Annotated in this window: 23 protein-coding genes; 18 read left to right on the top strand and 5 right to left on the bottom strand. The window is 53.4% G+C overall.

Annotation, left to right across the window (positions count from 1 at the left end; genetic code table 11):
* Positions 1-310 precede the first annotated feature (310 nt).
* The 10 genes from AAC086_RS15905 (at position 311) to AAC086_RS15860 (ending at position 11,764) form a co-directional block, all read left to right on the top strand.
* Complete coding sequence (locus AAC086_RS15905; RefSeq protein ID WP_339780103.1) at positions 311-847, top strand: flagellar basal body-associated FliL family protein; 537 nt, start codon at positions 311-313, stop codon at positions 845-847.
* A 43-nt stretch (positions 848-890) separates the two neighbouring features.
* Complete coding sequence (fliM, locus tag AAC086_RS15900) at positions 891-2,018, top strand: flagellar motor switch protein FliM (protein ID WP_339780101.1); 1,128 nt, start codon at positions 891-893, stop codon at positions 2,016-2,018.
* Entirely contained in the window at positions 2,018-2,686 is a 669-nt protein-coding gene (locus AAC086_RS15895; protein WP_339780099.1) for a DUF6468 domain-containing protein, read from the top strand. Before fliM ends, AAC086_RS15895 begins: the two co-directional genes overlap by 1 nt.
* Before the next feature lie 242 nt (positions 2,687-2,928).
* Positions 2,929-3,654, top strand: coding sequence for a hypothetical protein (locus AAC086_RS15890; protein ID WP_339780097.1), 726 nt, complete (start codon positions 2,929-2,931; stop codon positions 3,652-3,654).
* A 209-nt stretch (positions 3,655-3,863) separates the two neighbouring features.
* Positions 3,864-4,250, top strand: a complete 387-nt coding sequence (locus tag AAC086_RS15885) for a response regulator (RefSeq protein ID WP_085580778.1) — start codon at positions 3,864-3,866, stop codon at positions 4,248-4,250.
* 23 nt (positions 4,251-4,273) lie between these two features.
* On the top strand, positions 4,274-4,936 hold the full coding sequence (locus AAC086_RS15880) for a protein phosphatase CheZ (RefSeq protein ID WP_339780092.1): 663 nt from the start codon (positions 4,274-4,276) through the stop codon (positions 4,934-4,936).
* Positions 4,937-4,962: 26 nt separating this feature from the next.
* Positions 4,963-5,808 carry a hypothetical protein gene (locus AAC086_RS15875; protein ID WP_339780090.1) on the top strand — a complete coding sequence of 282 codons (846 nt, stop codon included), beginning with the start codon at positions 4,963-4,965 and terminating at the stop codon, positions 5,806-5,808.
* Positions 5,805-6,527, top strand: coding sequence for a flagellar motor protein MotB (locus AAC086_RS15870; protein WP_339780088.1), 723 nt, complete (start codon positions 5,805-5,807; stop codon positions 6,525-6,527). The genes AAC086_RS15875 and AAC086_RS15870 overlap by 4 nt, the downstream gene beginning before the upstream one ends.
* A 2-nt stretch (positions 6,528-6,529) precedes the next feature.
* A complete protein-coding gene (locus AAC086_RS15865) occupies positions 6,530-10,156 on the top strand; it encodes a hypothetical protein (protein WP_339780086.1) in 3,627 nt (1,208 codons plus the stop codon).
* Between the two features lie 321 nt (positions 10,157-10,477).
* Positions 10,478-11,764: a tetratricopeptide repeat protein gene (locus AAC086_RS15860; protein ID WP_339780084.1), complete on the top strand. Its 1,287-nt coding sequence runs from the start codon at positions 10,478-10,480 to the stop codon at positions 11,762-11,764.
* Between the two features lie 129 nt (positions 11,765-11,893).
* Here the strand turns inward: AAC086_RS15860 and fliP are convergent, their stop codons facing one another.
* The 5 genes from fliP to csrA all read right to left on the bottom strand — a co-directional run bounded on the left by fliP (position 11,894) and on the right by csrA (position 14,618).
* Entirely contained in the window at positions 11,894-12,646 is a 753-nt protein-coding gene (fliP, locus tag AAC086_RS15855) for a flagellar type III secretion system pore protein FliP (protein WP_339780194.1), read from the bottom strand.
* Between the two features lie 95 nt (positions 12,647-12,741).
* Entirely contained in the window at positions 12,742-13,140 is a 399-nt protein-coding gene (locus tag AAC086_RS15850) for a flagellar biosynthetic protein FliO (protein WP_339780082.1), read from the bottom strand.
* 169 nt (positions 13,141-13,309) lie between these two features.
* Complete coding sequence (locus AAC086_RS15845; protein WP_339780080.1) at positions 13,310-13,630, bottom strand: hypothetical protein; 321 nt, start codon at positions 13,628-13,630, stop codon at positions 13,310-13,312.
* Positions 13,631-13,634: 4 nt separating this feature from the next.
* The gene (locus tag AAC086_RS15840; protein WP_339780078.1) at positions 13,635-14,048 is read right to left on the bottom strand and encodes an EscU/YscU/HrcU family type III secretion system export apparatus switch protein; all 414 of its coding nucleotides are present in this window, start codon (positions 14,046-14,048) and stop codon (positions 13,635-13,637) included.
* Between the two features lie 255 nt (positions 14,049-14,303).
* The gene (gene csrA, locus AAC086_RS15835) at positions 14,304-14,618 is read right to left on the bottom strand and encodes a carbon storage regulator CsrA (protein ID WP_339780076.1); all 315 of its coding nucleotides are present in this window, start codon (positions 14,616-14,618) and stop codon (positions 14,304-14,306) included.
* Between the two features lie 262 nt (positions 14,619-14,880).
* On the opposite strand from csrA, the gene AAC086_RS15830 reads away from it, so the two are divergent.
* The 8 genes from AAC086_RS15830 to AAC086_RS15795 all read left to right on the top strand — a co-directional run bounded on the left by AAC086_RS15830 (position 14,881) and on the right by AAC086_RS15795 (position 23,803).
* Complete coding sequence (locus AAC086_RS15830) at positions 14,881-15,285, top strand: flagellar basal body protein (RefSeq protein ID WP_339780074.1); 405 nt, start codon at positions 14,881-14,883, stop codon at positions 15,283-15,285.
* Positions 15,286-15,314: 29 nt separating this feature from the next.
* Positions 15,315-15,722, top strand: a complete 408-nt coding sequence (gene flgC / locus AAC086_RS15825) for a flagellar basal body rod protein FlgC (RefSeq protein ID WP_339780072.1) — start codon at positions 15,315-15,317, stop codon at positions 15,720-15,722.
* 31 nt (positions 15,723-15,753) lie between these two features.
* On the top strand, positions 15,754-16,080 hold the full coding sequence (fliE, locus tag AAC086_RS15820) for a flagellar hook-basal body complex protein FliE (protein WP_339780070.1): 327 nt from the start codon (positions 15,754-15,756) through the stop codon (positions 16,078-16,080).
* A 245-nt stretch (positions 16,081-16,325) separates the two neighbouring features.
* Entirely contained in the window at positions 16,326-16,595 is a 270-nt protein-coding gene (fliQ, locus tag AAC086_RS15815; protein WP_339780068.1) for a flagellar biosynthesis protein FliQ, read from the top strand.
* 75 nt (positions 16,596-16,670) lie between these two features.
* Positions 16,671-17,438 carry a flagellar biosynthetic protein FliR gene (fliR, locus tag AAC086_RS15810; RefSeq protein ID WP_339780066.1) on the top strand — a complete coding sequence of 256 codons (768 nt, stop codon included), beginning with the start codon at positions 16,671-16,673 and terminating at the stop codon, positions 17,436-17,438.
* Between the two features lie 71 nt (positions 17,439-17,509).
* The gene (gene flhB, locus AAC086_RS15805; protein ID WP_339780064.1) at positions 17,510-18,580 is read left to right on the top strand and encodes a flagellar biosynthesis protein FlhB; all 1,071 of its coding nucleotides are present in this window, start codon (positions 17,510-17,512) and stop codon (positions 18,578-18,580) included.
* A 282-nt stretch (positions 18,581-18,862) separates the two neighbouring features.
* Positions 18,863-20,875, top strand: coding sequence for a methyl-accepting chemotaxis protein (locus tag AAC086_RS15800; protein ID WP_339780062.1), 2,013 nt, complete (start codon positions 18,863-18,865; stop codon positions 20,873-20,875).
* A 273-nt stretch (positions 20,876-21,148) separates the two neighbouring features.
* On the top strand, positions 21,149-23,803 hold the full coding sequence (locus AAC086_RS15795; protein ID WP_339780060.1) for an ATP-binding protein: 2,655 nt from the start codon (positions 21,149-21,151) through the stop codon (positions 23,801-23,803).
* The last annotated feature ends 123 nt before the right edge of the window (positions 23,804-23,926 follow it).

The following is a 23,926-nucleotide window of genomic DNA, read 5'->3' as shown; positions in this document are numbered from 1 at the left end:
CATCGGCAGAAAATGCGCCATCGTTTGATTTAAAGGTGATGTGGCAAACTTTTTGCTTTGCCAGCCCTGTGTCGCTGGTATTGCGCAGGTTTGATCCCAAATGGTAAAGGGTGCCCGGTGTCAATGGCATGTGATGCTGATGGTGATGGCAAAGACAATGACTTTACAGTGCTTTTGTTGTCGATTGGCAGCGCAGCGGCTATCATGGGCAACGGAATGTTAACAGGGCCGGTTTAAGGCTGTCATACGGGTTCGGCGTGCGGATGCACGCACCGGAATGATCTGACAATGTGCGGGGCAGGACAAGCTGATGGGTGACGACATTGACGAAGTTGATGAAGACGATGGTGTCAAGCGCGGCAGTAAAAAGCTGCTGATTGTTATTGTTCTGCTGGTTCTGTTGCTGGTTGGCGGTGCGGCGGCGGCTTATTTTACCGGCTTGATGCAGCCGGTGATAGATATGGTGTTGGGTAAGGGCAGCCAGACCACGGAAGAAGCCGCATCGGAAGCGGCGATCGAACAGGCACCTGGTGTACCGGATAATGTCGGGTTTGTTGATTTGCCTGAAATTCTGGTCAATCTGAATACCGGCAGTGGCAAGCAAAGCTATTTGAAGATACGGGTTAGTCTTGAAGTTGCCGACCAGTTAAAAATCCCGGAAGTTGAGCAGATGATGCCGCGCATTGTTGACAATTTTCAGGTTTATCTTCGTGAATTGCGCCCGGAAGATCTTGCCGGGTCCGAAGGTATGTTCCGCCTGCGCGAAGAACTGCTGATACGGGTAAGTGCGGCGGCGAAGCCTGCCAAAATTAACGACGTTTTGTTTAAGGAAATGCTGGTACAATAACGTACCGCGCAGGACCGCAAATAAAAGCCTGGGATAAGCGCCGATGGCCGAAGAAGACGATGATGATGCACTGGCCGCTGAATGGGAAGCCATGGCTGGCGGCGGAGAGGAAGACGGTGACGGCGGCGATGACATGGCCGCCGAATGGGAATCCATGCTTGGCGAGGATGGCGGCGAGGACGAAGAAATTGTCGGCCCCGGATCTGCGCGTGTTCTGAACCAGGACGAAATTGACAGCCTGCTGGGCTTTGATGATGGCAGTGGTTCGGGTGACCAGTCGGGCATTCAGGCGATCATTAACTCGTCGATGGTGGCCTATGAACGGTTGCCCATGCTTGAGGTGGTGTTTGACCGCCTGGTCCGCATGATGTCGACATCGTTGCGTAACTTTACCTCGGACAATGTTGAAGTTTCGCTCGACAATATTTTGTCATTGCGTTTTGGCGACTATCTTAATTCCATTCCCTTGCCGGCAATGCTGGGGGTTTTCAAGGCCGAGGAATGGGATAACTATGGTCTGTTAACAGTTGATTCGGCCCTGATCTATTCGATCGTGGACGTGTTGCTGGGCGGGCGCCGTGGTACCGCCGCAATGCGAATTGAAGGCAGGCCTTATACCACGATTGAACGCAACTTGGTTGAACGCATGATCCATGTGGTTCTGGGTGATCTTTCCGCCGCGTTTGACCCGCTAAGCCCGGTTAATTTCCGGTTTGAACGCCTGGAAACCAATCCGCGTTTTGCCACCATTGCCCGCCATGCCAATGCCGCCATTGTGGCCAAGCTGCGGATTGATATGGAAGATCGCGGCGGGCGGCTGGAATTGCTGATCCCTTATGCAACGCTGGAGCCGGTGCGTGAATTGCTGCTTCAGATGTTCATGGGCGAAAAGTTCGGCCGTGACTCGATCTGGGAAAACCACCTTGCCAATGAACTTTGGCAAACGCATGTTAATTTGCTGGCTGTTCTTGATGAACAGATCATGGCGCTGGGCGATGTGATCAATCTTGAAGTGGGGAACCGGATGTTGCTTAATACCGGGCCAACGTCGCCGGTGGAAGTGCGGTGCGGGGATGTTGCCCTGTTTCGCGGCCTGATGGGACGAAAAGGGGACCGAATCGCCATTCAGGTGCGCGAACGTGCGCGCAAGAACAAGGAGGAAACCGGCTGATGGATTTCGAGTTTTATCTCGATCTCCTGATGATTGTTTTGCTGGTGGCGACAATCGTCTATGCGCTGATGCTCAATCGCAGGCTTGCGGCCTTTCGTCGTAACCGCGAGGACATGGAACAGTTCCTGTCAGCATTTCATGCCGCGACCGAGCGGGCTGAAATACTCATTCAGTCTTTGAAGGAAATGGCATCACAAAGCGGGGATGCGTTGCGCGAGGATATCGAGCGGGCCAGTGGCCTGCATGAAGATTTGTCCTTTATGGTGGATCGCGGAGACGCCATTGCCAATCGTCTTGAAAAGGCGGCCAGCGGCGTGAATGCGGCGCGAAAAACGTCTGCCGCGTCGTCGGAATCCGGGCTTTCCAGCCCGCAGGGCCATGGCAGTAAATCGTCACAGGATGACCGGAACGATCGGGTGGGCATTGAAACGCGTGCCGAGGAACTGGCCGCGCGCATGGTGCGTGATACGGAACGACAAAACGCGCGCAACGCCTATGATGACGGCGGCGGGCGAAATATGAAAAATGATGATCGGTCGTCAAGCCTGTCATCGCGCGATGATCGGGATCGTCGGGCAAATATTATGGACGATGATGATCTCGACCAGGATGCCGGGCGTTCCGAAGCCGAACGGGAACTGCTGGCCGCTTTGCGTTCTGTGCGTTAATGTTGGGGATGGCTCGCGCGCGAAGATGATGCGGGGCCGTGCTTTGGATATTGGGGAATTGTGTGGGGATTTGCGACGCTGCCATATGATAAAAGCAGGCCTCGTTTGCGCAAGCGGGCTTGTTCTGACAATGAATGTACCCCATTTTCAGGATATGGGGCTGCCGTTTGTTGTGGGTAGCTCGCAAATTTGGTTTTCAGCTCGTCTCGGTGTCGGGGCGGCAGATACTATCGGGTGAGTGAATGTCTTCTTTGCGTATTTTGCCTTTGCTGATTTTGGTGTCGGGACTTGTCCTGTCGCTAAAAGTTTCTGATGTTGTGTCAATCTGGCGCGACGGGGGCAATATGAAGGAAGTTGCTGCGGTCAGCGTTGTGCAGGCCGCGCGCGCGCAGGACAGCCCTGCCAATCCTGCTGGTGTTGCGGGTGAGCCGGGCCTGGATGCACCGGTTGATGGTGCGCTGACCCCGGCCATGGACCAGGAAGCCGCGTCAGGTGGTGACGCGGGAGATCAGCCGCCAACATTTGGGGGCGATCCAACCCTGTTCACCCAGGAAGAAATTGACCTTTTGCAAAATCTGTCGGCGCGTCGTTCAGAACTGGACCGTCGCGAGCAGCGCCTTGACGAGCGCGAAAGCCTGATTACGGCAGCCGAAGCACGGATTGATAGCAAAATTGCCGAAATGAAACAGCTTCAGGCGTCTATTGCGCAACTGGTTGAAAAGAAAGACGAGAAAGATGAAGACCGCATTAAAAAGCTGATCACGGTGTATGAAAAAATGAAACCGAAGGATGCGGCCCGGATCTGGAATGATCTTGATATGAATATTCTTTTGCAGGTTGCCCAGGGCATGCGCGAAGCCAATGCCGCCGCCGTTATGGCCCAAATGACCCCCGATCGCGCCCGTGCCCTGACGACCGAGCTTGCCTATAAACGCGATTTAAGCACGCTTCCGTTGACAAACCAGTAACCTCTCTGCGTCTAATTAAACGTGGAAGCGCGGGAAACTGTAAAATATCCATCCTGTTTTAGGGGATGTTCTTGAAATCGGATGGGAAACGCCCATTTTGTCAAAGTGAAAAGCCTTGATTAACCTAAATTAAATAGGTACATCACGAAGATAAATTTCTTAACCTAAGCTGGGTCTTTTTCCAGATTGACAGCATCATGGAGTGGTAAATGTCCGTCGATCCCAACATGCCAATTCTGATTGTCGATGATTACAAAACCATGTTGCGTATCATCCGTAATCTTCTTCGCCAGTTGAACTTCACCAATATTGAAGAAGCAACAGACGGCAGCATGGCATTGCGCAAATTGCGTGAAAAGCCATTCAGCCTTGTTATTTCCGACTGGAACATGGAGCCGATGACCGGCCTTCAGTTGCTCAAGGAAGTGCGCGCCGATGCAAAGCTGAAGGATCTTCCCTTCATCATGATCACTGCCGAAGCCAAGACCGAAAACGTTGTCATGGCAAAGAAAGCAGGCGTATCAAATTATATCGTCAAGCCGTTCAATGCCGAAACCCTCAAGGGTAAGCTGACCACGGTTCTTGGTGATTTCTAAGTCAAAGAGGGGCACGGGGCATTTTGTCCCGTGATACCGCCGTGGATGATAGCCAACTACGTGATCTGCTGGCTCAGCTTAAGAAACGTCTTGAAAAAGGCGATCTGAAGATTGAGGAAGTCTCCGGGCTTGTTGAAAGCCTGGCCAAGTTTCTTCCTGCCAGTAAAAAGACCGACAATCAGGATGAAAAACGCCTGTTTGGCGAACTTGATGAGCTTTCCAATATCATCCGCAAGATGAAAACGGAAATTGCGTCGTTGCGTCCCGATGACATCAAGGCCGAATATATCCCCAATGCCACCGACGAGCTTGATGCCATCGTTGATGCGACAGCCGGGGCAACGCATGAGATTCTTGATGCGATGGACTCGCTTGAAGAATTTGCAGGAACCCTGTCGCCCGATCAGGCGGAAATCGTGACCAATGCGACGATGCGTGTCTATGAAGCCTGCAATTTTCAGGACATTACCGGCCAGCGGACAACCAAGGTCGTCAAGGCATTGAAAGCCATTGAAGAACGGGTTGAAGGGCTGGTAACGGCATTCGGGGCGGAGATTGCGCGTTATGCCAAAGACAATCCGCGCAAGGCCAAAGAAGCAAAGCAGGGTGACGAGGCCCTGTTGAACGGTCCGCAGCTTGAAGGCAAGGGCGTTTCGCAGGCCGATATCGACGCGATGTTTAATTGACCCCTTGGGCGAAATGACGAACGGGTATGGCTGAAGCAGAAGATGACGTCCCAAAACGTGTAGTTGCCATGACCGGTGGCACAACGGCGTTGTTTTTGTCGCTTTATCTTCTGCTTTTAGCCTTTTTTATTTTGCTAAACACCATTTCCACCTATGAAGAGGTAAAGGCGCAAAAGGTGCAGCAAAGCCTGTCATCTGCCTTTGCCTCGATCTTGCCGCCCACCACCAGCCTTGATACGGTTACATCTGTTGACGGCCCTTTGATCGCCGCACAGGAAACGCAGAAAAAGCTCGGTGATTTGTTTCAGTCTCCGTTAAAAGTGGCACGTGTCGAAGTCCTTCAGCCGGGCAAGCTGATGGAGGTAATGATGCATACCGACCAGCTTTTTGATCCCGGTAAAATAACCATTCGTGACCGTCAGCAGGGCTTTGTTGTTAATCTGGCGCGTGCGCTGGCCAATACAGCAGGCGGGGCGCAATATGAAATGGAAATGATGCTGGGCAGTGATTTGGGCAAACATGGTACGGTTCCGATCGAAGGCAGCCTTGAAATTGCCCGTGCCGGTGCTTTTGCCCGCAAGGTTATTGCCCAGGGGGCTCCGGCGCGTTCTATCGATGTGGGGATCGACCCCGGTGCTGATCCCTTCGTTGTGACATTCCGGTTTTTCTGGGACCAGACCCCCGAAGCAAAGGCCGCAGCCGAGCGCGCGGCGAGCACCCAAAGAGATACTTCCTCTACCACGCTTCCCTTGCCAGCATTGCCCCGGTCGAATTCGGGCGGGCCAAGTGTCACCATTCCATTGCCGATGGCATCGCCTGGTGTTGTGCCTGCGCCCCCGTCCGCAACACCGGCACCGGGAGACGGCGGATGATGGACAAACCCAAAAAAGAAACACCACCAGGTCCGCCGATCTGGATGTTGAGCCTCGCCGATTTGATTTCGCTGCTGCTGACGTTTTTTGTCATGTTGTTTGCAATGTCGAGCGTGAAGGTGGATCGTTGGGACGAAGTTGTTGATTCTTTATCCCAATCCATTCGCCCCGCCCCCGTCGACCCGACCGACGAGCCGACCTCGCAAATGAATATTCCACGGGTTTATCGCAAACCGGCCATGAACCTTGATTACCTCAGTTCGGTGATTGAGGGGGCCATTCGCGATAACCCGATTTTGATGCATGCCCGCCTGAAGCATGATGCCGACAAATTGATTATCTCTTTGCCGGGCGATGTGATGTTTGTGCCAGGTAGCGAAAAATTGGCGCAAAGCGCACAGCAGGCCCTGTTCGTGCTGGGAGGCGTGCTGTCAAATATTGGTAATCGCGTTGGTGTTCAGGGCCATACCGACCCGCGACCGGTCAGCGCGAGAAGTCGTTACACATCGAATTGGGAGCTTTCCCTGGCCCGTGCGGCCGAGGTTGCCAACGAATTAAAAAGGTCGGGTTATCTGGATTACATAAATATTTACGGATTTGCGGCATCAAGATACGACACACTGCCGCGGATTGATGATGAAGAGAAGCGCTATGAAATGGCGCGTCGCGTTGACATCGTCATTGAACCCCGCAGCGGGAGCGGTCTCGGAGGTTCATAGGGATGCGATTTGGGTTAATGCGACTGTTGCTGGCTGTTGCCGTCGCGACCGCCGGTTTGGTGGTTGCAACGCAAACGGCATCGGTTGCCTATGCCCAAACGGCAAGCCCGGTTATTATCCGTTCTGGTGATCATGACGGCTATGGCCGCATCGTGGTGCAGTGGGATCGCAAGGTAAATTACACTGCCGAAATTATTGGCAATCAGCTTGTCGTCCGCTTTGATCAGCCGCTTGTGGCATCGCTTAGCGGTGTGGTTGCCCCGATTTCGGATTACGTGTCCGACGCGTTTTTCGATCCGGATGGCAAAACGGTGGCGTTTGTTCTGCGCGATGACTTTGATGTCCGGTCGTTTACCGTTGGCAACAATGTGGTGCTGGATGTTTTAGACAAGCCCGAACCCGCCCCGGCCCCCACACCCGCACCACAGCCAGAAACACCCGCTGCCAGGCCGCCTGCGCCTGCGCCCGCGTCGCCGGTGCAGGCCCCGGCATCGCCTCTGGCACCTGCAACAAATTCATCTGCGGCACCGCCGTCAACAACTGGCGGGGCGTTGCCATCTCCGCCTGTGAAACCGGCTTCTCCGACGCCAACTGACACCGTTCCGGCACCGGCTGTTCCGCCTGGTCCGGGGCGTGCACCTGGAGCAACAGCAGACCAGAATCTGCCTTTGCTGGAAGTCCGTGTCGGGCGTCATCCGACATTTTACCGGCTGGTGTTTGATTGGCCAAAAACGGTGAATTATCAGGTAAGTGGCCCTGATGGCCAAAGCACCATCGCGTTTGACAGTCCGGCCCGCATTGATGATGTTGCCACATCGCGGCGTTTGCCGCGCGGGGTGTCGCTATCACAAAGTGCCACCAACCCGCTTGCCGTCGAGATAAAGACCGACCCCGCCCGCAGCCTGCGCCATTTTCGTTCCGGGACAAAGGTGGTGGTTGACGTGATGGGGGTTGATGGCGGCCCGCAAGGTGATGAAAATACATCCTCTGCCCCATCTGCTGCCAATAGGCCAGGTGCGGGCACTGCGCCGCGTGATGTAAGCGCCCCTGATGCCCCGGCGACCAGCGCACAGCCGCGCCAACCAGCAGGCAATAGCGCAGGACAGCCGCGTCAGGTCAGTTCGGCCAATGCGGGCAGTGGTGCAACAACCGGCGAAGGGCAGGCAACGCCGGTCGAAAGCATTGGCAAGATTGTTGTCGGGGTCAATCAGGATCAGACAAAGCTGGAACTTACATTTCCCTTTGGCAGGCCGACAGGGGCCGCGATCTGGGATCGCGCCGGTTTTTTGTGGTTTGCTTTTGATACCCGCGCCGAGCTTGATTTGAGCCGGGTCCGTCAGGAAGCCAATCAGGTCATCGGCGTGATCGAGCAACTCGACAGTCCTTTTGGCACGCTGGTGCGTATGACAATTCCCGAAGGCGTTGGTTTGATTACCCGCCAGGATGAACTTGGCGGCTGGGTTGTCGGGATGGAAGCGGGGCAGTTGCAACCGGTTGAACGGCTGGGACCGACCATAGAGCTTGATAATGACACGCGTGCCAGATTGGCGGTTCCCCTAACCGGTGTGCGCGATACCATGACAGTCAATGACCCCGAAGTTGGTGATAGTTTGCGCGTTGTTCCGACAACACAACCTGGCTACGGTATTGAAACGGCATTGCATTATCCTGAATTCGATGTTCTGCCATCCTTTCAGGGGGTGGTTGTGGCACCGGTGAATGACCGTGTTAAGGTTTCCCATCGCGTGGCACCGGCTGTTCAGGTGCAAATCAACGATCCTGCCGCAGCCCCGCTACCGGGCGAAGCTGTCGTGGTGACGGCGGATAATGGATTGAATATTTCGCCCGAAGGGGCCCGGTTGCTGGCATCGGCAACGGGGGTGCGCGGGCGCAGCAGCGACGCCGATCAAGGCCGGATATTTGACCTGGAAAAGTGGCGGCGCGGCGGGCTGGATAATTACAATAATGCGATCAAGTCCTTGTTAAACGAAGTCGTTAACAGTGGCGACGAACATCGCAACAAGGCCCGCTTGGACATGGCCCGCTTTTATATGGCAAATGGCCTGGGGCCGGAAGCCAACGCAATGATCGAAATGATGGAGCAGGACGACCCGCTAATCGGGCAGAAATCGGAATTTCGCGCCCTGAAAGGGGCGGCAAAGTTTTTGAACGGCCAGTATGATGAAGCGGATCGTTTGTTAAATGACCCGCGTTTTGGCGATCTGACCGAGATCAAGTTGTGGCGTGCGGTGAACAGTGCTGCGCGCGGGCGCCCGAATGAAGGTGCGCGCGACCTGATGGATTCCATTCAACTTCTGGAAAAATATCCAAGCGAACTGTTAATGCGGCTTGGCCCGGTGGCGGCAGAACAGGCGCTGATTGTTAAAAATCCCAAGGCAGGCATGGATATTGTTAACAAGATTTTGGAAACGCCGGATGCGCCCAAAAACAAGTTGCTTGATGTGCAATATCTAAAAGGCCTGTTCGAGCAGGAGGCCGGCCAGTTCGATCAGGCGATTGCGACCTGGGACCAGGTGGCAGAAGGCGATAATCGCAAGGCCCGGGCACATGCCATTTTTGACCGCACCGACCTTTTGTTAAAATTAAAGCGCCTGACCGTCGACGCTGCGATTGACCAGTTGGAAAAACTGCGGTTCGCCTGGCGCGGTGATGATTTTGAATTGGCCGTTTTGCGCCGTCTTGGCAATTTGCAGGTTGAGGGAAAACACTTCCGTGATGCGTTAAAGACCTTGCGTCAGGCGGCTATTTTCTTCCCGAATAATCCGGCCACACCTGCCGTGACCGAAAAGATGCATAAAACCTTTGAGGATTTGTATCTTGGTGATGACATCAATAACATTTCGGCGATCAAGGCGGTCGCGCTGTATGACGAGTTCCGCGAACTGACCCCGGCTGGCGACAAGGGGGATGAACTGATCCGTCGCCTTGCCGACCGCATGGTTGGTGTCGAACTGTTTGGCCGTGCCGAAGAGCTGTTGCTTCATCAAATTGATTTTCGTCTGACCGGCCATGAAAAAGCCCGCGTCGCAGCAAGACTGGCGCTGGTTTATTTGCTCGACAATAAACCGCAGCAAGCTCTCGATGTTCTTGATGACAGCGACAGCCCCGAACTTGGCGATGATCTGGTTGCCCAGCGCTTGCATTTACGGGCCCGGGCTTTGCTTGATCTTGATAAGGGCCAAGAGGCGATGGCGCTTCTGGGCGATGATCTGACGCCGGAAGCCGAGCTTTTGCGAATCGAAAATTACAGAAAAGAAAAAAATTACGGCGCAATGGCCGACAGTTTCCAGCGACTGGTCGGAAGTGACCCCGGAAATATCGCCGATGGATTTAGCGATCAGCGTGCCCAGTATGTTTTGAATTGGGCCATTAATCTGGCGATGTCTGGCCGGGAGCGCGAGCTTGATATGGTCAAGCGGCGCTATGGGGCGTTGATGGCAAAAGGACCATATGCGAAAGGTTTTGATCTTATAACGTCTGCGCCAACCCGGGGGCTGATCGATTACAGATCGCTTTCAGGTGAAATCAAGGAAGTCGAAGATTTCAAGGGCTTCCTTGGTAACTATCGGGATCAATTGGAAAAAACCCAGCTTAGTTCCATTAACTAGGTCGTTTTTCGTCTGCTTCTGGTCATCAAACTTATGTCAGGGCATCGCTGTTGTTTTGATATCATTCCGTAGGGGGATGGCTGTCAAGCGGACATGGATACGGGCCTGTTGAAAATTTTTCGCTATTTTTCGCGGCGTGCCGGGACCGATTTTCGATTGACATCACCAACCTTGATCGCCTCTTGCGCGGTGTTTGGCGGGTTCCTCTTGTTATAACATCATCGCGGCGTGCGCATACCCTTACGAATAGGTTGTTGCTCTTTGCAAATATCTGTTTATTCTTGTAACGCTATATTTCCAGTGTGTGTAAGCTGAGGGCAAATGGATCGTGCACTCAAAATGGTCTATTATGATGAAGCTGATGTCGAACATGACATTTTTGCGCAGCTGAATCTTGCCCTGAAAAATTTTCGTGGCCTTGGTGTGCCCCGCAACGAATCAGCCACCCGTCGTATCCTTGATCAAATCCACCGTCAAAGCCGGGCCTTTGCTGCCGTGTGTTACGGTTTCATGCGCACCAAGGGTATTGGGGTGAGCCGTGATTCAGGCGAAGGCCAGCAGTGGTACCGTGAAGCTGCTTATTGGTTTCGGGAAGACGCCGAGGGTGGTGAAGGGACTGCGGCGAATAATCTGGGATATTTGTATGCCAAGGGGCTTGGCGTGCAAGAAAATGCCGAGATGGCTGCAGACTGGTTCCGTGACGCGGCCGACAGTGGCTCGCCCGCAGCGATTTATAATCTCGGTGTTTGTTATCTCAATGGCTGGGGTGTCGAACAGAATGACAGGCAGGCCTTCGAGCTGTTGCAGTCGGCGTGCGACCGGAACGACGTGGCTGCGGCCAGTGTGCTGGCCTATCTTTATCTGGAAGGGCGCGGTGTAAAACGCGACGCCGGAAAATCGTTTGAATATAATTTGCGGGCTGCCCGGGCCGGCAGCATCGAAGCTGCATCTGCGTTGGGCTATGCTTTTGGCGTTGGCCTTGGTGCGGAACGTAATGTCGAAGCCTCGATCAGCTGGTTTGAACTGGCTGCGGGCGAGGGCGATGCCTATGCCCAAGCCAATTTGGCGATGTATTTCTGTCACAGTTCCGAACTTAAGCTGTTTAATCGCGGCTGGCAGATGCTGTCGCTTGCCTGTGACCTAAAAGATGTTTCCGCCAAATATCAAATGACCCAGATTTTGATTTTTGGTGTCAAACATCGCGAGCCAGACTATAGCAAGGCGCTGGATCTGGCGATGGACCTTGCGGAACTGGGCCATCCTGGCGGCTACCATTTGATTGGCGTTATGTATGAGCACGGTCTTGGCGTGCCTGTTGATATGAAACGGGCTGCTGGCTGGTATGAACGTGCTGCGCGCAAAGGGTCGGCAAATGGTCAGTCGGCATTGGGGCGGCTTTTTGCCATTGGCAATGGTGTCGAACAGGATAATGTCCAGGCATATTACTGGCTTAAAATGGCGGCTCCGGCGCAAAATACCCACGCCTGGCGCGAATTTGATGCGGTACGTTCGCGTATGTCGAGTGATGAAATTAACAGGGCCGATCAATTGTTTATCAGCGATCCGGCCCCCCGTCGTTCGCATGTTGGCTTGCGCACCATCGAATAATCCGGTTTTTATGCTTAAAAACAGGCCCTGAAGTGGCCTGTTTTTTTGTGCCAAAATCACGGGTCTTATTAAAGGAAATATGCTCTAAGTGTTTGGTTGACAGGCAAGGTTGAGCAAGGTTTTGATGCTTTAGCTGGCCCCGAAACTTTGCACCAGAGATCCTGAAATCAGATACCAGCCATCAACCAGCACAAAGAAAATCAGTTTAAACGGCAGCGAGATCACCACTGGCGGCAGCATCATCATGCCCATCGACATCAGGATGCTGGCCACCACCATGTCGATGATCAGGAACGGGATAAACAGCAAAAAGCCGATTTCAAAGGCGCGGCGCAATTCGCTGATCATGAAAGCCGGGATCAGGGCACGTAACGGAATATCATCGGGCGAGGTGACGGTGACCTTGGCCATATTGACAAAAAGTTCCAGATCCCGGGCTCGGACCTGGGTCATCATGAAGTCATGTACCGGTTTGATCGCCCGGTTCATGCCTTCAAATTCGTCGATATCGCCATTGATCATGGGCTGAAGCCCTTCATCCCAGGCGCGTTCCATTGTTGGCATCATGATGAACAGGGTTAAAAACAGCGCCAGGCTGACCATGACCTGATTGGGCGGTGATTGTTGAATGCCAAGGGCGGTTCGCAGCAGGCCCAGCACCACAATGATCCGGGTAAAGGATGTGACCATCACCAAAATGGCGGGCGCCAGACTGAGAACCGTGATCAGCCCGATCAGCTGGATCATGCGCCCGGTGGAGGTTACGCCCGGACCATCCCCAAGGTCGAGATTAAAGGATTGGGCATGTGCAACATCACCCCCGGCCATAACGGCCAATAGCGGTAGCAGCGACCAGAAAGCAGCAAGTTTTAACGTCCGCATGGATAAAAATCGTGCTTTTCGGTCCGGCGCAGCACGTGTCCCGCCGGTGGCGGACGGATCTTTTTGCGCAGCATGTTGTGACGGGGGAAAAAACATCATGGCAAAACAGTTCCGTTTGTCGTGCGCGCTGCGATATCTGGCGATGATGCAGGTGTTTGGTTGCCGAAAGTTTGTGGGGATGTGTCGGTTTTGTTTTGCAGATTTTCCACATCCGGCAACAACTGGTCAAAGGTTGTGCCGATATTGCGTTCAACAACCATGTCCCCGTTGGGGGCCAGCACAATAAGATGTTCGGTGTCATCGCGGCGGATCAAAACCAGTCGGCGTTTGGCATCGAGCGGTAAAACCTCTATCAGGGCGAGACGCCGTATTTTACCACGATTGACCGAACGGGCGCCGGGCACGAACCGGCGCGCAAGCAGCGCAAGAACGCCAATCATTGCCAGCACAAATACCAGTGCGGCGACAAAGCGGAAATATGACCCAATATCCATCGCTGGCTGCTTATCCCCTGTTTTGTAAACTGGCCCGCCGGGCGACGGTTGCAATATTCTTTGTGGATTATCCCACTGTTGGCACCGGTGCAAGCTGCAACGCCTTTATGCCCGGTATTGCACCAGGCCAATCGCGTGGCTATCGCGTATGGCGACAAGGCAGGCCGGTTTATCGGTTGCGGGCGGCCTGCGTATAGGCATTAACCGCCTGATTGGAATTATTCAGTCCCTTAAGCTGGCGTTGCAGGCTGGCATGTTCGGTCCGCATCCCTTCTTCAAGCAGGTTGAGGTCTGATTGCAGGGCCGCCAAAAAGGGTGCTGCCTCCTGGCGCTCTTGCGGGTCAAGATTCTGAGCATTTTTACATAGGTCGGCAACCCGGGTTTCAAGCGCTCCCAGTTCCACGACCTTGCCTTCTTCAAGAAAGCGCTGGCTGGCGGAGACCAGGGATAAAATCCGCTTTAAATCCTGTTTGAACTGTTCAAGCGTCATGCGGCTATTCCTGCTTGTGACCATCGGATGATAGTCGTGAAATGGTGTCTCTGTCTGATCCTGCGGCACGGTCGTCCTGTGCGCCATAGATCTGATTGATACGGTAAATATAGTTCAATATTTCGGCCACAGCGGCAAAAGCTTCGAGCGGAATTTCACTTTCAATATCAACCGCCATCAGAATTTCGGCGAGGTCACTGTCTTTGCGAACCTTGATGCCCCTGGCAAAGGCCACCTGCAAAATCTGTTCCGCAACGCTACCCTGGCCCTTGGCCGTGAGTACCGGGGCATTGTCGCGGCCCTGCAAATAACGCAGGGCAACAGCAACCTGATCCTTGCTGCCCGGCGCGGCAAGTTTTTCCGCATTTGTTGCCGTGCGCTCAGCCAGCAGGTCAATGCTGTTTTTTTTGCCGGTCATTTTCACCCGTTATCTGATCATGCTGGTCAGGCGACCCATTGGTAACGTCATCTTACAGGGTCGATCATAGATGGCTGTTGGTCAATAAATCCTTGCCATAACACAGCAGGCATACATTCACAGGATATGACCATCGCAAAAATCACCGGTCCAGCCTGTTTCCCACAGGATCAGACACGATCACAAAACGCATTTGTTGCAATATTGCCCTTCAGCCGGGGCGTTTTTATGCGGGCATTCCGGGTCTTGTCGGGCTTAGCGGCCTGAACTGTTATCGGGGGCATCTTTTGCGTTGCCGCCATTTTCTGCCGGTGTGGTGTCATCCGGGCGAGAGGTGGCCGTGTCGGCTTCGTCACTACGGTTATTGAGCAAGCGGGCAAAATCAACGCTGGCTGTTGCGGAACGGTTTTCGTCTTGAATGCGATCATATAGTTCGCGGCGCAGCACCTGAACGTTTTCCGGGAATGTAAAGCCCAGCTTTACCGTTTTCCCGCGAACCTCGACCACAGTGACTTCAATATTGTCGTCAATGATAACGGAGTCGCCGACTTTACGGGTCAGATACAGCATGTTCGGTCCTGGTTTTTTTATCGGGGCTAGGCACGTCTCGTTCAGATCGCATGACTATGCCCGCTTTGCTCTCATTGGTCCAGAGGGCATGCAGTGCAAAGTAATTCCTGCCTTTTAGGATTGTGGCACGGGATATGCAAGGAAATGCTTGCCGGGTGAAACCGGGTCATGCCAGTCAGGCCGGAATGGTTAAAAAGGCGGTGTTAACCCCGGCTTTACCACCAAACCTGATACTGGGTCGGATAACGAAAGGGTAGAGATCATGGATATCGGCAAACTCAGCATGTTCGCCAACATGAAAGAAAAGATGGATTGGCTGAACCAGCGCCAGCAGGTTATTGCCCAGAACATCGCCAATTCCGATACCCCGGACTATCGCCCGGAAGACCTGAAAGAATTCAACCCGGCCACGGTGGGCAATGATCGCCAGTTTATTCTGGCAATGGCGAAAACCGCACCGGGCCACAGCACCGGTCTTCAAAAACCGGCCAATTTCAAGGCGGAAGAAGTTCGCAAGAACTATGAAGTTGCGCCGGGCAAGAACGCGGTGGTGCTGGAAGAACAGCTGGTCAAGATGAACGAAAACCGGATCGATTATCAAACCATGACCCGCCTTTATGCCAAGCAAAGTGAAATGATGAAAACGGCCATTGGTCGTACAGGCTAAGCTGTTGCATTCAATAGGAATTAAATGACATGGAACTTTACCGCGCATTTCAGATTTCAGCCGCAGGCATGAAGGCACAGGGCACACGGTTACGCGTTGCCGCCGAAAATATGGCGAATGCCGACAGTTTGCCGACCGAAGCTGGCAAGGACCCTTATCGCCGCAAAATCCTGACTTTTAAAAATGTCATGGACCGCGAAACCGGGGTTGATCTGGTCAAGGTTAACAGGGTTTATACCGATAAATCTGCATTCAATCTGAAATATGAACCGGGTCACCCGGCAGCAAATGCCCAGGGCTATGTGCAGACTCCGAATGTCGAACCGATGATTGAAATGATGGATCTGCGCGAAGCCCAACGCAGTTATGAGGCCAATCTCAATGTGATACAGTCCTCGCGCAGCATGTTGTTGCAGACTCTGGACATTATCCGTTAAGGTAGGTCTGTAAGGATAAGGAGTCCGCTCGATGATCAATAACAGCTTTGCCAATGCAATTTCTGCCTACCGCAACGCGGCAGATGGCAAAACCGACACGATTGCGGAGCGGGCAAATAACGGCACAGCCATTGACCCCGGGCAAAGTTTTTCTGACATGGTGCGCGATGCGGCATTTGATGCCCGCGATACCATGATGAATAGCGAAACCATGACCCAGAAAGCCATTGTCGGCAAAGCCGAACTCCATGAAGTGGTTACGGCGGTTTCTGCGGCTGAAGTTACCTTGAAAACAGTTGTTGCTGTGCGCGACAAGGCATTGCAGGCCTATCAGGAAATTTTACGGATGCCGATCTGATCCTTTTTTGGGGTCGGCAATTTTTGCAGGGGGCCGCATAGCGTGCGCCAGGGACCAAGACCCTGGTACCGGGATGCGGCTTTTTCTTTTGAACTTTCTTTCCTTTGCTGCCTGTCGCATGGCACAACAAAATCATGGCGACAGGGGGCTGTCCTCCTGTATGAAGACATAACTGGCACAAGGTCGCACTGAACGATGTTTTCGTTCATCGTCAGGCGGCATAACTGGGACGGAGCATTTTTCCGATGAATCAGGCCGAGATCATGGATGTGGCCTATGATGCGGTGTGGACCCTGATCAAGGTGTCCGGGCCGATCATGTTGATTGCCCTGGGCGTTGGTCTGATTATTGCGCTGTTTCAGGCCCTGACCCAAATTCAGGAAATGACCCTGACTTTTGTTCCGAAAATTCTGGTTATTTTCATTTCATTGCTGGTATTGCTGCCTTTCATGATGACTGAACTGATCGAATTTACCAATCGCATGGTCGATCATTTTGTCGGATTGCCCAATTAGCCTTGCCACGGCTGGCAAGGATCGCTTGTCAGCCTGACCGCTTGTAACCTTGCTTGTTCCGATCGGGTCTTTGTCATGTCATCCTTGCAGGACCTTCTTGTTCTTAATCTTTATGTTGTCCTGATGACATTCGCCAGGGTTGGGGCGGCCTTTGCCTTTATGCCCGGTTTTGGTTCGACAATGGTGCCAACACAGGTGCGCCTTTTGCTGGCCCTGTGGATTTCGGTGGTCATATCGCCGCTGACCTCGCCGCTAATTCCCGTGCAACCTGCCGATGCCCCGACATTGTTTGTCCATCTGGCCTTTGAAATCACCATTGGCCTGTTTTTTGGCATGTTCGGGCAAATATTGATGGGGGCCTTGCAAACCGCCGGAACGATTATTGCCTATTCATCATCAATGGCAAACGCCTTTATCAATGACCCGATTGCCGGTCAGCAAAGTGCGGTGACCGGCCGGTTGCTTACCCAGGTGGGGCTGGTTTTGCTGTTTGCCACCGGGCTTGATCATTTGATGATCCAGGCGATGTTTGAGACCTATACCTTGTTTCCGCCGGGCGGCACGTTGCCAACCGGTGATATGAGCGAGTTTATTTCCCACGCGATCAATGACAGTTTCGTCATCGCCATGAAAATTTCGGCACCGTTCCTGGTTGTGTCGATTGTTTTACAGGCGGCATTGGGGCTGTTAAACAAGCTGATGCCGCAATTGCCGGTGTTTTTTGTTGCCATGCCGGTGCAAATTGCCGTGGCATTCTTCTTGCTGCTTGTTGTATTGCCATCCATGATGATGGTGTTCCTGGATTATTTTGAAAACGGGCTGGAAAATTTCCTGGCACCTTAAAGGAAACATGCTTTTAGCGGCAGGTCTCAATTATCAGAGCTGCCCAAGCCAGCGCCACCCGGGGTGTAAACATGGCCGACGAAGACGACAGCCAAAAAACAGAAGACCCGACAGACAAAAAGCTTGAAGACGCGCGCGAGAAAGGTCAGGTGCCGGTTTCCAAGGAAGTCGGCAATTTCATGCTGCTGTTTGGCGGGGCGTTGGTGATCATGATGATGGCACCGGGCATGGCGCAGGGCGTGCGCGATCTGTCGATGCAGTATATCACCAACCCCCAGGATTTCAGCTTTGATGAACAAAGCATTCGTCAGTTTTGGCTGCAGTTGATTTTCGGCTTTTTCAAGATCATGGGAGTGCCGTTTCTGTTGCTGCTGTTTTTTGCAGCGGCCGGGCACCTTGTGCAGAACGGGCTGGTTATTTCAAGCGAACGGATTTCGCCCGATATCACCAAGTTAAGCCCGCTAAAAGGCCTTAAGAACCTGTTTTCGATGAAAACAATGGTCGAGTTCGTTAAGAATATCATGAAAATCGTTCTGGTCGGGGTGGTTCTGGTAATCGTGATTCTTCCAAAACTTGACGATATCGAACTCTATCCGCAAATGTCGCTGCCTGAAATTATGGACCATTTGTATCAGCTGATCGTGTTTTTGATGATTGCGGCCGTGTCTTTAACCGCGGTCATTGCCGGCATGGATTTTGCCTATCAGCGCTATGATTTCAACAAAACCATGAAGATGTCGAAACAGGAAATCAAGGACGAATACAAGCAAACGGAAGGCAGCCCGGAAATCAAGGCGAAGGTGCGTCAGATCCGTATGGAGCGTGCGCAGAAACGCATGATGCAAAATGTGCCCAGCGCCGACGTGGTCATTACCAACCCGACCCATTATGCCGTTGCCCTGAAATATGATGTTGGCATGATGCAGGCCCCGCATTGCGTGGCCAAGGGGCAGGACAATGTTGCCCTGCGCATTCGTGAGGTCGCCAAGGAAAACAACGTTACCGTGCTTGAAAACCCGCCTGTGGCCCGTGCATTGTATGCCACGGTTGAGGTTGACCAGGAAATCCCGCCGGAACATTACAAGGCGGTTGCCGAAATCATTTCCTATGTTTTTCGGCTGCGGGGCAAAAAGCTCGGCTAAATGTTTAGCTGTGACTATGGCACACCGCATTACAACCAGACCGTCAGGCCCGGGAAGGTATGGTTCTTAGCAGATATAAATCATTTTATATCTCGTTGCTTTTGGGCGAAAATTTTGTTGATATCCTTCCTTCTCATATAAATATATCTGCCAGCTCTGTGGGTTGGTGATGTTTGATGTGCGCCTGTCATATGGTTCGGTCCGTTTTATCGCTTATGGACCGGGCCTGTTTTTTGCCTTTTTACCTCGCTTAATTCGCGTGAGCAGTTCAGGAATATCTTTATGAAGCTTCGTCTTTCCGGGCAAATCGCTTTGTCCAACGCCATCATTGTTATCATGCTTGTTGCGGTGGCCATTGGAATTGGGATTGTTGATCTTGATGCCCGGCGTACAACATCCGAAGCGGTAGAAATTGCCTCGGTCACGACAGCAGATATTCCGGTGCTGATTCATAACATTTCAGATGCGCGTTACAATGTGGTCCAGGTTCAGCAATGGCTGTCAGACATTGCGGCAACGCGCGGTATGGACGGACTTGATGACGGCTTTGACAAAGCAGAGGCCGCAGCACAGGCCCTTGAAATCGATGTAGAAAAGGCGCGTTCTATTGCGCTGCGCTTGAAACAGCAAAAAATCGTCGATGCACTTGATGGCGTGATGGCGGCATTTCCTGCCTATTACGCCGAAGGTAAGGAAATGGCGAAGGCTTATGTTGCGGGTGGCACCCAGCAGGGCAATCGTCTGATGGGAAATTTTGATGCTGCGGCTGAGAAAATGGCCGCGGCCCTGGCCGCGATGGTGCAGGAAACCCAGCTATTTAGCCAAGATTCAGAAAAACATCTTGCCGAAAAGCTGGATGAACTTGATGCCAGCATCAACAAGGTTTTTTACCTGACCTCGGCGGTTACGATTGCGGCTGTTATTGTTTGTGCTTTGATTGCGCTGTTTATGCATCGTCGTATCGCTATCCCGCTGGTCGGGATGGTTGGTAATCTTGGAAAAATATCAGAAGGCAATTATCAGATTGTTGTTGCCCATTCTGATCGCCACGATGAAATCGGCGATCTGGGCCGGGTCCTGGAAGTTTTCCGCTCGACAGGGTTGCAGGCCCGGCAATTGCGCCAGCAGCAGGAACAAGATCGTCTCAACGCCGAAAAAAGCCGCCGCCAGGCTTTGCTTGGCATGGCCGAAAAGGTCGAAAGTGAAACCGGCAGGGTTGTTGAAACAATTTCCCGGCAAACCGGTGATCTGGCGGCTGCCGCCAGCCGCATGTCGGGCTCGGCAGATACGGTTCAGTCCAATGCCAGTTCGGTGGCAAGTGCGTCCCATCAGGCACTGGCAACAGTGGAAGCCGTCGCCGGGGCTGGTGAACAGCTGAATTCATCGCTGGTTGAAATCAACACCCAGATCGATCATGCAAATCGCATCAGTGCCGAAGCGGTTGCCGCCAGCAATGAAACCGAAACCACCATTGCCCGGCTGTCCGAAACGGTAAATGGCATAAGCGAGGTGGTTGAGCTTATTTCAGGTATTGCCGCCCAGACCAACCTTTTGGCCCTGAATGCCACAATTGAAGCCGCACGTGCTGGCGAAGCGGGCAAAGGGTTTGCTGTGGTGGCACAGGAAGTGAAAAATCTGGCAACCCAGACCGGGCGATCAACCGACGAAATCACCCGCCAGATCGGTGATATTCAGGCGGTCACTGAAACGGCGGTGCAAGCGGTGGCCCTGATTGCCGAAAAGATCCGCGATATTGACATGATCTCAACGGCAATTGCCGCCGCTGTCGAAGAACAAAGTGCTGCCACCAATGAAATTGCGCGCAATGTGACCGGTAGCGCCTCGGCCTCGCGCGAGGTTTCGAGTCGAATTGGCCAAGTGTCAGAGGAAGCCTCGATAACAGGTCAACTTGCCAGCGAAGTGGGGGGCCTGTCCAACCAGGTGGCGCATGCGGTGCGTGACTTGCGCAAAGTGCTGGTCGATGTTGTTCGTACCTCCACCAGCGATGTTGATCGTCGTGATGCACCACGTGCCCAAGTGTCAATCAAAACCCGGGTGCGATTGAACGGCGACAGTGCCAATGCCGAAATTATCAATATTTCCGAAGGCGGGGCCTTGATTAAAACGGTCAAGGCCCTGTCCTATGGCGTGGCAGTTGATTTGGAAGTCCCTGTCATTTCGGGCTGGGTTGCCGGGCGGGTTTGTGCGGTAAACGAAAACGAAGCCAGTATCGAGTTTAACGCCAGCGAAAATGTTCGCACCGCCTTGAAAAAATTTGTCGCCCGGCAGGCATAAATCGGGATCGACCAGCATGCGGCCATAACGCAGTTTGTTGTGGCCGTTTGCTGTGCTGCAGCAATGTTGTTGCGATTGCCAAAACCGTTTTTATCGCGGTCACAAGGGAATGTTTTGCTGTTTTTTCAGCCATGCCATGACGATGCCGTGATTTTGTCGTTCGATAGGATGGCTTCGGGGGGCTGCTGGTGAAACTTGCTGGTAGCCAGTGGGCGCAATTGCAGCTAAAACTATAGGCTGTCGTAATAAGCTGTTGGTAATAAAGGCGGTGACGTGCTGTTACGGGGGTTAATCCTTGCAGTAAGTGTGGCGTTTGTCGGTTTCATCTATGTGCTAATGCAAGTCATGGCGCAGGCGGGAATTGACCCACGCATGATGTGGATCATTGGTGCAATGGTCACAGGTGTTGCTGTTTTGGCAGTCGGCATCCTGTCGGCAACGGCGCGACGCCGTGATGGCGACCGTGATCTGGCACCGCTGATGTCGGGGTTTGCGGCGTCTGATATTGGTATCGCCCTGATCGACGCTTATGGCCGGACCCTTTATGCCAACCCGGCATTTTCTCAAAAACTTGGCATCGAACCGGGCCAGGATATGCTTGCCGCCCTTGAAAGCCGGCTCAGTTTCCTTGGCGCTGACAGTGCCGATCTGATCGATTTACGCGCGCGCGCCATGCGCGGCGAAGCTGGTGAAATCTATCTGGATCTGTTGTCAGATGCACTTGGCGCATCGGATCATGCCGCTGACACCACTTCGTCAAATTTTGATCCGGAAAATGACGGCCCCGATTCCTATGCCGTTGGTCCTTCTGGCGCTGAATATAGCCCTGCTGCCGGTTTGACAGCGGCGCCGACGGGGGATGCGAGAGCCTTGCGTTTGTCGGTAACCCCGGCCAATGCCCGGCGCGGGCAAATGTTGTGGACGGTCGATGGTGTTGATGCGGCCAGCCGTAATGCGCTTGTCGTTGCGCAGGGTCGGCACCTTGCCTTGCAGGATGCAACGGCGGTGGCCGCCCATCTTGCGCCGGATATGTCGGACCATATCGGGGGTATTGCCTCGCATCGGCCACCAGGGTCGAAAGGGTTCGAACATGCCGATCTGATGATCGAACGCCTGCCGGTCGGGGTGTTTGGCCTGGATGAAGATGGCCGTATTCTTTATGTCAATCAGCGCCTGGCGACCTGGTTGGGGGGCAAACCCGAAGATTACGCCGATGGCGCGGTGGAACTGGCCGACCTGATGGTGGGCGATGGTATGAACGGCGAAGTGCGCCTGAAGGTGCGCGGTGGCGAGCCGATCAAATGTTTTATTACCCATTCCATCAATGCCCCCAATACCGGGCCTATTCGCAGCCAGGCCGTTGTCTTCCCCGATCCGATGCCCGCCCATGAATGGGAACATGCTCTGGCTGAAACCGAGCGCCGGGTGCGCTGGTTCTTTGATGAAAGCCCGCTTTCGATCATTCTGGCTGACATGAGCGGCACCGTCACCGATGCCAACCGCGCCTTTATTGATACCGCCGGGCAAAAACGCGACAAGGTTATTGGCCGATCGATTTTGGAACTGATTTTGCCCGAAGACCGTGACGATGTGGCGCGCTATCTGTCCAAGGCGGTGATGGGGATGGGCAAGGGTGGACAGATTGAAGCCCGCCTGCAAGGTTCGCGCGGGGTGGCGGCACATATTTACCTGCAACGCGTTGCCGGACGGTCGGGCGAAAGCGGTGCGCTGTTGCTCAACTTCCTTGACACCACCGAACAGAAAAACCTGGAAGAACAATTTGCCCAATCGCAGAAAATGCAGGCGGTGGGGCAGTTGGCCGGTGGTGTGGCGCATGATTTCAATAACCTTCTGACCGCGATGATCGGCTTTTGCGATTTGTTGCTGTCGCGCCATGGCCCGGGTGATCCCAGCTTTGCCGATATCATGCAGATTAAGCAAAATGCCAATCGTGCGGCCAATCTGGTGCGCCAGCTTTTGGCTTTTTCGCGTCGGCAAACCCTGCAGCCCAAGGTGATTAACATTACCGATGCGCTGGCGGAAATGTCGAACCTGCTGCGTCGCCTGATTGGCGAAAAAATCGACCTGAAAGTGGCGCATGGCCGCGACATTGGCCTGGTCAAGGTTGATCCCGGCCAGCTTGATCAGGTGATTATCAATCTGGTGGTCAATGCGCGCGACGCAATGACGGCGGGTGGCGGGACGCTGGCGATTAAAACCGGCAATGAAATTGTTGATGAAACCAAACATGCCGGTGCGGAAATTATTCCGCCTGGCGATTATGTGCGCATCGAGGTCCGCGATACCGGCATCGGTATTCCCAAGGATAATCTGACCCGCATTTTTGAACCGTTCTTTTCCACCAAGCAGCGCGGTGAAGGCACCGGCCTTGGTCTTTCAACTGTTTATGGCATCGTCAAACAGACGGGTGGCTTTATTTCGGTCGAAAGCGAAATGGGGGTGGGCACTACCTTTACTATTTATTTGCCGCGCTATGAAATTACCGCCGAAGAGCTGGCTGCCAGCCAGGTCGTGGCCGAAGAAGCCCCGTCGCGGGACCTGACCGGAAGCGGTGCTATTTTGCTGGTCGAAGACGAAGACGCCGTTCGTACCTTTGGTGCGCGCGCGTTGCGCGGTAAGGGCTATGATGTGTTGGAAGCCAGCAATGGCGACAACGCGCTGGAAGTTCTTGAAAACACCGACAAAACCATTGATCTGGTTATTTCCGATGTGGTGATGCCCGGTCTTGACGGCCCCAGTCTGGTGCGGATATTACGCGCCGAGCGCCCTGGCTTGAAGGTGATTTTTATTTCAGGCTATGCCGAAGATACCTACCGTGATGAACTTGACGAGGAAAACGGCGTTCATTTCCTGCCCAAACCTTTCTCGTTAAAGGAACTGGCAACCAAGGTGAAAGAAGTCCTTTAACTTTTCCTGTCGCCGCAATTGTAAAATATTGCGTGGCTGATGATGTATAGGTGCAAAACCGGGGACCGCCGGGGTTGCACCTTTTTATTTTAGAAAGTGTAAACTATGGCATATGCAACCGCT

This window comes from uncultured Thalassospira sp. (assembly GCF_963976115.1).
Lineage (GTDB): Bacteria > Pseudomonadota > Alphaproteobacteria > Rhodospirillales > Thalassospiraceae > Thalassospira.
The sequence above is the reverse complement of the archived record's forward strand: the minus strand, read 5'-3'. Positions and strand labels throughout refer to the sequence as shown.

Bases quoted from the DNA above. Each gene is read 5' to 3' on its own strand.
- AAC086_RS15885 (WP_085580778.1), top strand. From the start codon at position 3,864: ATGTCCGTCGATCCCAACATGCCAATTCTGATTGTCGATGATTACAAA.
- AAC086_RS15865 (WP_339780086.1), top strand. From the start codon at position 6,530: ATGCGATTTGGGTTAATGCGACTGTTGCTGGCTGTTGCCGTCGCGACC.
- fliR (WP_339780066.1), top strand. From the start codon at position 16,671: ATGTCATCCTTGCAGGACCTTCTTGTTCTTAATCTTTATGTTGTCCTG.
- AAC086_RS15830 (WP_339780074.1), top strand. From the start codon at position 14,881: ATGGATATCGGCAAACTCAGCATGTTCGCCAACATGAAAGAAAAGATG.
- AAC086_RS15895 (WP_339780099.1), top strand. From the start codon at position 2,018: ATGGATTTCGAGTTTTATCTCGATCTCCTGATGATTGTTTTGCTGGTG.
- fliE (WP_339780070.1), top strand. From the start codon at position 15,754: ATGATCAATAACAGCTTTGCCAATGCAATTTCTGCCTACCGCAACGCG.
- AAC086_RS15890 (WP_339780097.1), top strand. From the start codon at position 2,929: ATGTCTTCTTTGCGTATTTTGCCTTTGCTGATTTTGGTGTCGGGACTT.
- csrA (WP_339780076.1), bottom strand. From the start codon at position 14,618: ATGCTGTATCTGACCCGTAAAGTCGGCGACTCCGTTATCATTGACGAC.
- AAC086_RS15875 (WP_339780090.1), top strand. From the start codon at position 4,963: ATGGCTGAAGCAGAAGATGACGTCCCAAAACGTGTAGTTGCCATGACC.
- flgC (WP_339780072.1), top strand. From the start codon at position 15,315: ATGGAACTTTACCGCGCATTTCAGATTTCAGCCGCAGGCATGAAGGCA.
- fliQ (WP_339780068.1), top strand. From the start codon at position 16,326: ATGAATCAGGCCGAGATCATGGATGTGGCCTATGATGCGGTGTGGACC.
- AAC086_RS15905 (WP_339780103.1), top strand. From the start codon at position 311: ATGGGTGACGACATTGACGAAGTTGATGAAGACGATGGTGTCAAGCGC.
- flhB (WP_339780064.1), top strand. From the start codon at position 17,510: ATGGCCGACGAAGACGACAGCCAAAAAACAGAAGACCCGACAGACAAA.
- AAC086_RS15860 (WP_339780084.1), top strand. From the start codon at position 10,478: ATGGATCGTGCACTCAAAATGGTCTATTATGATGAAGCTGATGTCGAA.
- AAC086_RS15870 (WP_339780088.1), top strand. From the start codon at position 5,805: ATGATGGACAAACCCAAAAAAGAAACACCACCAGGTCCGCCGATCTGG.
- AAC086_RS15850 (WP_339780082.1), bottom strand. From the start codon at position 13,140: ATGGATATTGGGTCATATTTCCGCTTTGTCGCCGCACTGGTATTTGTG.
- fliP (WP_339780194.1), bottom strand. From the start codon at position 12,646: ATGCGGACGTTAAAACTTGCTGCTTTCTGGTCGCTGCTACCGCTATTG.
- fliM (WP_339780101.1), top strand. From the start codon at position 891: ATGGCCGAAGAAGACGATGATGATGCACTGGCCGCTGAATGGGAAGCC.
- AAC086_RS15840 (WP_339780078.1), bottom strand. From the start codon at position 14,048: ATGACCGGCAAAAAAAACAGCATTGACCTGCTGGCTGAGCGCACGGCA.
- AAC086_RS15800 (WP_339780062.1), top strand. From the start codon at position 18,863: ATGAAGCTTCGTCTTTCCGGGCAAATCGCTTTGTCCAACGCCATCATT.
- AAC086_RS15845 (WP_339780080.1), bottom strand. From the start codon at position 13,630: ATGACGCTTGAACAGTTCAAACAGGATTTAAAGCGGATTTTATCCCTG.